Genomic DNA, 12353 nt, shown 5'->3' on the forward strand with positions numbered 1-12353 from the left:
CGAACAAGAAAACGACCCCCGCCGGAAAGGCGGGAGCCGTTTGGATAAAGCCTGCAAATGAGCCGCTTAGTTGCGCGGCAGCTCGATGGAAACTTCGCGTCCGGATTCGGCGGAACGAAGCACGCCGTCGATGATTGCCTGCTGGATCAGAATTTGCTCGCCCGGAATCGGAGCGGGACGGCCGTCGCGTACCGCTTCGGCGAAATCGCGCACCTTCTCGTCGAACAGGTTCAGCTTGTGCTCGATCAACGGAATCGGCGTCTGCGTGTGGCCGCCGTATTCGTCGTGATAGAGCGTAATCGAGCCGACCGAGCCGTCCCATACGCCGGACCAAGGACCGGTGCCTGCCGACGTGATCTTGAGTCCCGCATCGGTGCCGAGGAACATCGTCGCGCCGAGCGAATCCATATGCATGGCCCACGAAATTTTGAACTGCAGCACGAGATCGTTCTCGAAGCGCACCATCGCCACGCCGAAGTCTTCTACCTCGAACTTGGAAGCTTCAGGATGGTAGAGGGGATTACGGCCAAAATGGTTCGATGTGAAAGCCGAAACGGTCAACGGACGAGGGTAGCCCAGCGCATTCAGCGCCATGTCCAGCGAGTAGCAGCCGATGTCGGCCATTGCGCCGGCTCCGGCCAGCTTCTTGCTGATGAACGTTCCGCCCGGCATACCGCGACGACGGCCTCCGCCCGTCTCGGCGTAGTACACGTTGCCGAGCCGTCCGGATTGCACGATATCCTGCAGCAGCTTCATGTTCGGATCATAGCGCGGCTGGAAACCAATTGTCAGCATATTGCCCGTCTCACGAGCGACTTGCGTCATCTCCAGCGCTTCGGCCAGAGTAACCGACATCGGCTTTTCCAGCAATACTTGCTTGCCGGCTTTGAGAGAGTCAACCGTTGTGATGTGATGCGAGACGTTCGGCGTACAGATGCTGACGCCGTCCAGGTCCTGCTCCAGCAGCTTCTGATGACCGTCGTAGGCCGCCGCGCCAACAAGCTGCAGCGACTCCACGAATTCCGCCGCCTTGCCGGGAATGACGTCCGCGACCGCGACGATTTCTACGAACGGCAGCTTCTGATATGCCGCTACGTGGGCTCTGGCAATGCCGCCGCTTCCGATAATGCCTATACGCAGATGTTTGCTCATATGCTCGCTTCCTTTTCTCAATGGGAATGGGACGCCGCACCATGCTCTCCGGCATGTATTTTGCGGTATGCGCTTGGCGTCACTTCGTATTTGCTTTTGAACACCGGGTACAAATAATTCGGATTGGCATAGCCGTGAGCGATCGCGATCTCTTCGATCGCCTTGTCCGTAAGCAGCAGCTCCGAGCAAATCGCCGTCAATCGGGTATGCTCCAAATAATCGCGGAACGTCGTCTGCCCTTCGCTGCGGAAAATGCGCTGCAGCTGTCGCGAGCTGATCCCGATCGCCTCTGCGACCTGTTCCAGGGAAATCGGCATACTCTCGTTGTCTTGAATGTATTGCGTAGCCAACTGGTATCTGTGAAAGCCCATGTCCCGTTCCGGAATTCCGGTTCTGCCGTCCGCTCCGTCCAGCGCGCGAACGGTGCGCAGCAGGATTTGCACGATCGCCTGCTTGAGCAGCGTATAGAAGCCGATCGGCTGTTCCTCCCAGATCCGGTACGCCTCCAGAAACCCGTTCATCGCATGAAACCTGTCGACCACCGGCGCAGCCGGAAGACGGCCCAGCGCAGCGATACAATCTCTCGCCTCCGCCGCCTCCAACTCGTCGCCCCAACCGGTCGGCTGAACATCCGTATCCAGCGTTACAATTTCCAGATGAAGACACAGCTCATGCATGGGTTCGTCCGGGGCGGACTCCTGGTAGTGCAGCATATCCGGTCCGGTCAGATAAAACAGGCCCTCGTGAAGGTCGTAAACCTGGTCGCCGAGGATAACCTTGCCTTTGCCTTTCGGAATAAAATGAAATTCGTACTCCGAGTGCTTATGAAAGGGAATAATATGTCCGGGCGGAAAAGAGGCTAAATGACAGCGCAGCACGCGAATTCCGTAGCCGCCCCAACGAAATTGCAGATCCAGCCGGTCAAGCGCATCCTGTCTCTCCGCCATTCGGGCGTAAGGGAACGGCCCCGCGCTTCCGGAAGCTTTGCGATCCGCCTGTTTTTTGCGATTCAATTCGCGTCCGTCCTGGCGCTGATCCGTATGCATGTCGCTTCCCCCTTTTCTGCCGGTCGTTCGTTATTTCGCCAACTCGTCGATCCGAACCGCGCGTCCTTGTGCCGCCGAAATCGTGGAAGCCTCCATCAGCTTGGTCAGATCGACGGCTGCGGCGATGTTTTCCACGGCGTCCGTACCTTGGTTGACATGTTCCACCCACTGGCTGAATGCGAAAGGCAGTCTGTCGTCCAATTGCAGCTTCTCCCACTGATCGCTTCCGCCATTGTAGCGAACGACCGGAACCTCATCCGGGAAGCCGTACAACAGCGTGCCTTCGGTTCCGTGAAGCTCGATGGAGAACGGAGAATGGCTGTTCACGAAGCCCGCCTCGACGATGCCGACAGCGCCATCCGCATAGCGCAGTACGGATACCGCATTATCTTCGACTTCTTTGCCTGTGACATAGCCGAAGTTTGCGCTAACGCTTTCGGGCATGCCCAGGAAATGACGGACAAGATACATCGGATGACAGCCGAGATCGATCAGAGCGCCTCCGCCGCACTGCTCCTTCGAATAGAAATGCGGAGGCAGCCAATTGGCAGTCGCGCCGTTATGCGATAAACGTACCCGTGCCATCGTCAGCTTGCCGAGCTTGCCGTCCCGCAGTACGCGGTCGATTGTTTGCGTATAGCCGTCGTAGAGGCGCGGCAGGGAAACGGTCAGCTTAACGCCCGCTTCGCGAACCGCCGCCAAAATCTCCGACACTTCCTTCGCCGTAGGAGCGACAACCTTTTCCGTAAAAATATGCTTGCCGGCTTTCGCCGCTTTTACCATCACTTCGCGATGAATATTCGTCGGGGCGTCCACAATAACGGCATCGATCCCGTCCTGAGCCAGCATCTCGTCAAGCGACGCATAGTACGGCACCCCGTACTGCTCCGCCTTGGCTTGTCCGCGTTCCGGCTGCTCGTCCCATATCGCCGCCAGCTCCGTCCCGGGATGCTCCAGCGCCTGTCTTGTGTAATCGTCTGCGTGAACGTGCCAATAACTGATTTTACCTATTCTAATCATCGTAAGCCTCCTTGGCTATTGACTTAAAATATACGACAACACGATCAGATTACACAACTTTTATTGCTATTATAATGAGTTTTCGTGCCATTTAAACTATAAAATAACGACATAAAATCATGAAAAGACCCTCTCTTGATTGTGTTCGCGCGAAGGGATACGATGAAAGGAAGCAACTAATCCGACTCGCCAAAGGAGATTTCCCCCATGAATGAACTGAAAACGAGGATTCACGACCATATACAAGCCTATTCAAGCCGACTCAAAGAGATCGCTTCGTTCGTCGGAGCGAACCCGGAGCTGGGACACGAGGAAAAGCAAGCCTCGGCTCTGCTCGCATCCGAGCTGGAAAAGCTGGGCTTCCGGGTCGAACGGGGCGTGCTCGGGCTGGCAACCGCGTTTATCGCCGAATACGCCTCCGGTGCGCCAGGACCGATCGTCGCCTTGCTTGCCGAGTACGACGCGCTGCCGGAAATCGGCCATGCCTGCGGCCATCACCTGATCTGTACCATGGCGTTGGGAGCTGCGGCCGGACTTCGCGCGGTGGCGGATCAAACGGGAGGCACGATTCGCGTCTACGGCACGCCTGCAGAGGAAACAAAGGGCGCGAAAGTCGACATGGCCGCCGCCGGCCTGTTCGACGATTGCGACATCGCGATTATGGCGCACCCTTATCACAGCTATGAGCGTTCCGGTTCGTCTCTGGCCATCGATGCGCTGCAATTTGAATACCGCGGCAAATCCGCCCACGCGGCCGCAAACCCGGAGCTGGGCATCAACGCGCTGGACGCCGTGATTCAGCTGTTCAACTCGGTGAACGCCCTGCGCCAGCAAACTCGCAGCGACGCCCGCATTCACGGCATTATCTCGCACGGGGGGCAAGCGCCGAACATGATTCCGGACTATGCCGAAGCCCGCTTCTATGTTCGCGGAGCGACGCGAGCCTATGCCGACGAGCTCGCCCGCAAGGTCAAAGCTTGCGCCGAAGCGGCCGCGATCGCAACCGGCTGCTCACTGTCCGTCAGCAACTATGAATATTCCTATGACGAGCTGCGGACGAACGAGGCGCTTTCCGGCGCTTTTACGGCAAATCTGCTCGCAAACGGAATCCCGGAAGCCGACATTCATAGCGCGCATGACAACGGCTCGCTCGATCTCGGCAATGTCAGCCTGCGCTGTCCCGCCGCGCATCCCTACATTAAGGTCGTTGATGCTCCCTATGAGCTGCATACGATCGAGTTCAGGGATGCCGCCCAGACCGATCGCGCTTACGAAGCGATGGTCTTTGGAGCGAAGATGCTCGCTTCCACCGCCTGCGACGTACTGACGGACGCTTCGCTGCTTCGTCGCATCAAGGACGAATTCGCGGCGAGTCAGGCGTAAACTTTGTCGAATTTGCAAGGTTCAATTATCCGTTTGCAGCCCTAGTTTAGCACCGCTTTAGCCGGGTGAAGGATGCAGAGCATCTCTTCTCCCGGCCTTTTTGCGTTCGTTTGCAGCCGTCTGATGACGCATTCCGCTCCTTTTACTCTGAAGTACGTTAAAAAATGTAAAAAATCATTTTTTTGTCCTCTCGTTTTCTGTGCCCATGTCCATTAAAATCTCACATGCTTACGGGAAAACGCATCGCCTCTAGTCCCGAAGCCGATGAAAAGGCTCCAGGCTGCTTAGCAAACAGACCCAGCATTCTATCCGTCGAATTCGGGAGGTGTTTGTCGAATATTCTGCAAGCGTTTACATTGGTTAATCCCATTAATCGTTCATGAAGAGAGGAGTAATGACGCTATGATTAATCGGTTTTCTCGCGTTACATACGCGAAAATAACGGCACTGATATTGAGCTTTGTTTTGATTCTCTCCCCGGGTTTACCGTTCTTGCCGGATTCCATGGCCTCTGCGGAAGCTACCGCACCTCCAAGTAATCTTAAGGTAGATAGCTTCACGCATAATACGGTTACCTTGTCTTGGGATTTGGCAGATGGAAATACTCCCGATGATGGCTATAACGTCTACGGGGCAGACGGCAAGTATTATAAATGGATATCAGGACCTCCGGCAGAAATCGGCGGCTTGAAAGCAGAAACTGAATACTCATTCTACGTTACCGCAGGCTTAACTGGTCTGAAAAGCAACACCGTTACCGTAACGACCGAGGCTGACCCCGGAGGGTACCCCGAGCCTCCCCTGCTCCCGCCTCACAACTTGAGAGTGACAGACATTACCGAGTCCGGCATCACATTCCAATGGGAGGGCAGCCCTGGAGCGAGCGGCTACGATGTGTACTTGAATGGCGGCTGGAAAACCGGTGTATGGGACGGCTCCAATACCTATACTTTTCCTATCGACTCCTCTGTCACCGGGGCGGTCTATTCTTTCGCCATCGCAGCACAGAATCCCCCTTCAGTCTCGGTGAAAAGCAATGCGGTCAACCTGACGTTGGGGCAGCTTGAAGCCCCGCGCGATCTTCAGGTGATTACCGCCACGAAGTCGGTTGCTATGCTCGGTTGGGCGCCAACGCCCGGCGCAACCAGTTATGAGATTTATCGCGACGGAGCGTTGATCGGCACGAGCGATTCGAACCGTTATGTTGCCGCAGGCCTGACGGAGGGGCAGTCCTATTCCTTCAAGGTCGTTGCAAAAAATCGGCTCTGGAGCTCGTCAGACAGTGAGAGCCGCATCGTTAAGCCGGGAAGCCATTACAACATCGTTTCCTACTACACCTCCTGGTCCGTATTCGAGCGCAATTTCATGCCTGAGGACGTCGATGTCACGCAATTAACCCATATCAATTACGCCTTTTCGGATTTATGCTGGAAGGGCTTCTCCTCCAGCGGCCGTCCTTGTCAGAATCCGGACATTCCGCTTCAAGCCGACTACGTCTTCGATGGAGAAATGGTTATCGGTGACGGGGAAGTCGACATCGATAATATGGCCCGGCTGAACGCCCGGAAAGCCGACAACCCGAATTTAAAGCTGATTGTATCGGTTGGCGGCTGGTCGTGGTCGGATCATTTCTCCCGTATCGCCATGGAGGAGAAAACTCGCCGAGCCTTTGCCAATTCCGTAGTTGATTTTCTGCGGGAATACGATCTGGACGGACTTGACGTCGACTGGGAATATCCCGTCGCTGAAGGAGAGCCGGACAACTCCCGAGATCCAAAGGATAAGGAAAACTACCCGCTGATGATGAAGGTTCTCCGCGAGGCGCTTGATGCAGCAGGCTCCGTAGACGGAAAATATTACTTGCTTACGATCGCCTCCGCGCAATCGGACGCTTTCGTCGTAAATGCCGACTTGGCTCAATCTTCGGCCTATCTCGATTTCATTAATATTATGACCTACGATTATGCCGGAGACTGGGAGCAACTCGCGCATCACAACGCTCCCCTCTACTACGACCCGGATCATCCCAAAGCTTCGGGACCTCGGCTTAATGTTTCCGGAGGCGTTGCGGGACATTTGGACGGAGGAGTCGCGCCTTACAAGCTCCTGCTTGGGCTACCGTTCTACGGCCCTGGATGGCTTAACTGCCCGGAGCCAGGTCAATTCCAAGTGTGCGAGGGCGGGGAAGTGCCTGCAGGAGAGAAGTTCGGCACTTATGAAACGTTCACTTTCGACTATACCGACCTGGAAGAACACTATGTAGACAAAAACGGATACGTGCGGTATTGGAACGACATCGCGAAGGTTCCCTATCTGTACAACAGCGAGAAAAAACGCTTTATTTCTTACGACGATGCGGAGTCTTTCTTTCATAAAACCTCGTTCGTCAAATCGCTTGATCTGGCCGGAGTCATGAGCTGGGACATTAGCGGAGATCGCAACCGTACGCTGACGACGGCTATCGCTGACGACCTGTCAATCGGCTTGGCCGCTCCGACAGGTTTGAAAGCAACGACTGTAGGAGCGAACAAGATCGGCCTTTCCTGGAACGCCTCCCAAGACGATGACACGACAGGCTATGAGGTTTATGTCGACCGTACCCGGACTACTTATACAACCGGGACCGACTTCACTATAACAGGCTTGACGCCTAAAACAACCTATGAAATTCGAGTGTTCGCAGTAGCTAAGGACAATGGCCAGACGACGGCAATTTCCCCTGCCGATAAAATCCAGGTCACGACCACCGCGGCGCCTTCCTCTAGCGGCGGCGGCGGGGGAGGCGGCGGAGCTCCATCCGAACCGGATACAAGCGGCATCGGCGACCCTGACGCCAACCGACTGAAGTCGACGACGAAGACGGAAAACGGCAAGACGACGGTAAGCTTAAAAACAGATGAGGCAGTTAAAGCGATCAAGGAAGCTAAATCGGCGAAATCGCAAATTGTTGTTGTATCCGATGCGGCGGCTGTGGAGACTTTGATCTCCAAGGAAGTGATTCAGGCAATCGCCGACAAAGGGTCGTCCGGCCTGCTCTCGCTAATTGTAAACGGAGTCGAATTCAGCATCCCGATTCGGGCGTTAAAGCTCGGCGAAGATGTGATCAGCGTACGAATTACGATTGGCACTCCGGATCAGGCGACAATCGACGGCTTCCGCGAAGCCGCGAAAGCAAGAGGAGCATCCGTGCTTGCCGGACCGCTGGAATTCAAGGTCGAAGCCGTCTCTTCCGGAGATAAGGTTGCCGAAATCAAAGATTTCGGATCGGTCTATGTCAGCCGTATATTCACTTTGGATAGCAAAACGAAAGTGAATCCAAAGCTTGCGTCAGGCGTGCTATATGATCCGCAAGCAAAATCTTATCGTCACGTGCCGACCCTCTTCACCATTCATTCCGATGGAACGGCGACGGCCGAATTGAAACGAACGGGCAACAGCATATACGGGATCGTACAGGCGAAGCAGTCGATGTTCCTCGACGCGAATCTCCCCTGGGCCAAAGACGACATCGAAAAAGCCGTTGCCAGAGACATTGCTACCGCGGACTTCGACCGAGTGTTCGGAGCGAAAAAAGATATTACGCGCGGAGAGTTGGTCTCCTTGATCGTGAACGGATTGGGGATCCTTCCGGGAGAAAAAGGCTCGCCGTTCAAGGACGTCGGTGGTCACACCATGTATGGATGGGAAATCAGTGCCGCTTCGAATCTGGGTATCGTCAACGGCAAAACGGCGAATACCTTCGATCCGATGGGAATGATTACGCGGCAGGAGATGGCAGCCATACTTGAACGAGCAATGAAGTTTGCCGGTTCCCAGACGAACGCTACGCCGGAGGCGCTGTCGCCGTTCGACGATCGTTCCGACGTCGCTCCGTACGCGCGCTCTGCCTTGGCGCTTCTGGTCAAAGAGGACATTATGAATGGCGTATCGCCGACCGCTCTTGCACCCAAAGGAACGCTAACCAAGGCGCAAGCGACCGTTGCCGTTATGAGAATGCTGCGCGCGCTCAAGCTCTCCGACTAAACCGGCATACCGACTCCTCTATTCCGTTACTTTTCGGAGTAGAGGAGTTTTTTTCGAAGCTGTCTCTATGTATTTTGTACATTTTATCCGATATATGTCATAAGACTATCCGACGCCGGTCATAAGGAGACAAAAACATGCTGAACAACATCTCGATCAAGACCAAGCTGCTCGTTTTACTGCTTGTCCCTTTAGTTTTATTTGCAGCTGCAGGAATTTATTTACTCCAACTGAACGCGTCGAATATTAACAAGCTGGATAACGTGCTTTATGCGACGAGCACCCGCTCGCTCACTCTTGTCCTTAACGCAGACAGAGATATGTATCAGGCTTTAACCGCCTACCAGCAGCTAAGCTCCGCTTTTGTATCCCCGGAGGACAAAGAAAAGGCCAAAGCCGATTTCGCCGAAAATGTGCAACAAACGAACGATCGCATCGACCAAGCGCTGAAGATCGTGACGGAGCAAGGTATCGCTCATCTCACCCACGCCAATAGCGGCAAATCGATCAGCGACACTATTACAGAGGTTGACCGCATGTTTAATGAATGGGTCAAGCATGCAGAAGCCCAAATTCAAGCCGGAAACTACTCCATTGCGAAAGAAGCGGAGCTGCAGCGGGAATTTGATGAAGCGCGCGGCAACATTAACGATTTCGGAGAAATCCTCGAAGATTATGCTTTGCAGCAAGTTGAAACGATCAAGGATGATAATGGGCAGACGACTTTGATGACCTATATTATCATGATCACGGAATGGATTTTGCTGCTATCGCTGGGCTTCTATTTGATCCGCAAAATCAGCCGTACGGTTGCTATTGTGCAGGCCAAGACAAAACAAGTAGCGGACGGAAATCTGCGCTACGAGCCTCAGGCCAAATACGACAAAGACGAGCTAGGGCAAATTCTGCTCTCGGTCGATAGCATGATCGGCAAAATGAGAGGGCTTATCGGCGCAATCGCCGGACATGCCGAAGAAGTCGCCAGCGCATCGAATCAGTTGGCCGATAGCGCCAGAGAATCGGCCTCCGCCTCCAGTCACGTAGCGGAGAACATCCAACTCGTTTCTACGCTTGTCGAGACTCAGACAGGCATTGCTCGCGAATCCAACATGGCCATGGAGGAAATGGCCATCGGCGTTCAGAAAATCGCCGACAGCACCAACGTCATCTCCGACCATTCGGCGAAGACGAACGAAATGGCCGACGATGGCAAAACGATGCTTGCCGCTTTGATCCAGCAGATGGAACAGATGGCGGCGACCATCGGCAATCTGAACGACAGCGTCGCCATCCTCAGCAAGAAGTCGGACGAAATCGGCTCGGTCACCGATAAAATTACCGCCATCGCCAACCAGACCGGCATTTTGTCGCTCAATGCTTCGATTGAGGCTGTACGTGCCGGCGAGCACGGCAGAGGCTTTGCCGTCGTCGCCCAGGAAATCCGCAAGCTGTCCGCGACTTCCCTGGAATCCGCGCAGGCCATTCACCAGCTTATCGACGATACGCGCGGCGAAATCGGCCAAGCCTCTGCCCATATGAGAGAAACGGTGGCCCGTAGCGAGCAAGGGGCCGGCGCCTTGTCCGAGGTAGCGCGAGGTTTCGAGTCCATCGTATCGTCGATCAAACAAATTTCCCGGCAGCTCCACGATACTTCGGCCGTAACGGAGCAAATGTCCGCAAGCTCCGAACAAGTATCCGCGAGCCTGGATACGTCCGCTACCTCCGCGATGGACATATCGGCCAAAGCCCAAAATATATCCGCGGCTACGGAGGAACAGCTCGCCCTTTCGGAGAACATCGCCTCCGCTTCGGAGCAGCTGCAGGACATCGTAGGTCAGTTGAACGGCTCTATTCGTTACTTCAAACTGTAGATAGAACCGCTTACTTAGGTTAAGCTGCGAATACGCATAATTGAGACGGAGGGGGAGCTTTGCTCCTTGCTCCGCCTTTTTTTGTTCGCCTGTTCTTCCCTGGCGAATTCTGCTATTGTAATAGGGATAATCTTGGAAGGAGCGACATCCTTGAGCAAACTGCGTTTACTTTTCCTTCTCGTTCTTGCTCTGGCCTTGTCCGGTTGCAGCGATGTACTGTCGCAAAAAACGCTCACAAGCGGTGCGGCACAAACCGAATATGATCACGAACTTATTTTCCCTAGCGACACCTATCCCGAAACGGCACTGCACATTCTTGGAGCAATTGAACAGGGCTATTCCAGCGTCTGTACGATAGACCGGGGCGGCGCGGAGGACAACCGCAAGCAATCGCTGGCCGGCATCGATACACGCAAAGGATACGATCGGGACGAGTGGCCGATGGCTATGTGCCAAGAGGGCGGCAAAGGCGCCAGCGTCGCCTACGTGGAATCTCGCGACAATCGCGGCGCGGGAAGCTGGGTTGGGCATCAACTATCGGGCTATGAGGACGGCACGAAGGTTTTGTTCATCGTCGAAAAGCCGAAAAAGCTGTTCCCGGATCAGCCTAGCCCCGCAACAGCGAACCCTCCCGCCAAATCGTCTCCCGCAAAGGAACCCGTCGTCTACTCAAGCTGTGCCGAAGTACGCAAAGCCGGTAAATCGCCTCTTCGCAAAGGAGATCCCGGCTACTCCCTCAAGCTGGACAGGGACGGCGACGGAGTCGCTTGCGAGTGATAACTGTCAGAAGATAAAAAAAATCCCGAGGTCATCAGAACCGATGGCTTCGGGATTTTTTTGTTTTCCTGGCGATGATGCAGACGCATTTCGTTCATGCAGTTGCGGGGGATACGACTGGGGAGGGCTCTGGTATTCTGACAGGAGCGGCAAATTTCAATCCACGCATCCATGGGGGATGCGACAAGGTGATTGTTTCAGCCGCCACATTGCCGCCAATTTCAATCCACGCATCCGCGAGGGATGCGACCTCAATAGAGGCGGCTGCGGTCGCCCTGGGAGGATTTCAATCCACGCATCCGCGAGGGATGCGACATGGGCTGTATGCGGGAACGATCATGGGGCTGGTATTTCAATCCACGCATCCGCGAGGGATGCGACTTAATTGATCCTAACTCCCAAGTCAGTCACGATATTTCAATCCACGCATCCGCGAGGGATGCGACTTAATTGATCCTAACTCCCAAGTCAGTCACGATATTTCAATCCACGCATCCGCGAGGGATGCGACTTTGCTAGCAGATTAGCTGCCTTATTTTTCGCTATTTCAATCCACGCATCCGCGAGGGATGCGACTATAAAAAATCATGACAGGTGGTCGATTCTAAGTATTTCAATCCACGCATCCGCGAGGGATGCGACCTAATTGAGTCATTTAATTTACCTCCTATAACGTATTTCAATCCACGCATCCGCGAGGGATGCGACTTTTAGACTCATAGATCTCCATGTGCTGTGGATATTTCAATCCACGCATCCGCGAGGGATGCGACAGCGATTTTGAGACTTACAAACGTAGAAACCACCCGTTTTGTACCCAAAATACGCAAAAATACAATCTAATCCAAGCCTAACACACTCAGAATGTAAATTTCCACCAAGGGATTTCGCCTTTTTCTGGTGCGAATCCCCCCGGAAAATCATGTAAGCCTCACATTCGCACCATAATTCGCACTAACAATAATCTAAGGACCGTTTGGATTCATCCCTACCAATTTATTTCTAAAGGTTCACCAGACCCTTACAACTCCAAAAACTACGCCTACTCTACCTCTAACGGTCCGTCAGACCCTTACAACTC

Annotated in this window: 7 protein-coding genes and 1 CRISPR repeat array; of the genes, 4 read left to right on the top strand and 3 right to left on the bottom strand. The window is 54.2% G+C overall.

The window, feature by feature from the left end; translation table 11 throughout:
- Positions 1-66 precede the first annotated feature (66 nt).
- From J4772_RS04500 to J4772_RS04510, 3 genes are read right to left on the bottom strand one after another with little or no spacing between them, the layout of a single operon-like run.
- On the bottom strand, positions 67-1152 hold the full coding sequence (locus J4772_RS04500; protein ID WP_116060144.1) for a Gfo/Idh/MocA family protein: 1086 nt from the start codon (positions 1150-1152) through the stop codon (positions 67-69).
- A gap of 17 nt (positions 1153-1169) precedes the next feature.
- Positions 1170-2198 carry an AraC family transcriptional regulator gene (locus J4772_RS04505; protein WP_209074303.1) on the bottom strand — a complete coding sequence of 343 codons (1029 nt, stop codon included), beginning with the start codon at positions 2196-2198 and terminating at the stop codon, positions 1170-1172.
- A 30-nt stretch (positions 2199-2228) separates the two neighbouring features.
- On the bottom strand, positions 2229-3218 hold the full coding sequence (locus J4772_RS04510) for a Gfo/Idh/MocA family protein (protein ID WP_209074304.1): 990 nt from the start codon (positions 3216-3218) through the stop codon (positions 2229-2231).
- Positions 3219-3425: 207 nt separating this feature from the next.
- On the opposite strand from J4772_RS04510, the gene J4772_RS04515 reads away from it, so the two are divergent.
- The 4 genes from J4772_RS04515 to J4772_RS37380 all read left to right on the top strand — a co-directional run bounded on the left by J4772_RS04515 (position 3426) and on the right by J4772_RS37380 (position 11272).
- Positions 3426-4601, top strand: a complete 1176-nt coding sequence (locus tag J4772_RS04515) for a M20 family metallopeptidase (protein WP_209074305.1) — start codon at positions 3426-3428, stop codon at positions 4599-4601.
- 402 nt (positions 4602-5003) lie between these two features.
- Positions 5004-8624 (top strand): glycosyl hydrolase family 18 protein, encoded by a 3621-nt coding sequence (locus J4772_RS04520; protein WP_209074306.1) that lies wholly within the window; start codon positions 5004-5006, stop codon positions 8622-8624.
- Positions 8625-8761: 137 nt separating this feature from the next.
- Positions 8762-10495, top strand: coding sequence for a methyl-accepting chemotaxis protein (locus tag J4772_RS04525; RefSeq protein ID WP_209074307.1), 1734 nt, complete (start codon positions 8762-8764; stop codon positions 10493-10495).
- Positions 10496-10645: 150 nt separating this feature from the next.
- Positions 10646-11272, top strand: a complete 627-nt coding sequence (locus J4772_RS37380; RefSeq protein WP_305827842.1) for an excalibur calcium-binding domain-containing protein — start codon at positions 10646-10648, stop codon at positions 11270-11272.
- Between the two features lie 153 nt (positions 11273-11425).
- A CRISPR array of direct repeats spans positions 11426-12045; the repeat unit is 32 nt; unit sequence ATTTCAATCCACGCATCCGCGAGGGATGCGAC.
- The last annotated feature ends 308 nt before the right edge of the window (positions 12046-12353 follow it).

The sequence above is a fragment of the Cohnella sp. LGH genome (assembly GCF_017671885.1).
GTDB classification, from domain to species: domain Bacteria; phylum Bacillota; class Bacilli; order Paenibacillales; family Paenibacillaceae; genus Cohnella; species Cohnella phaseoli.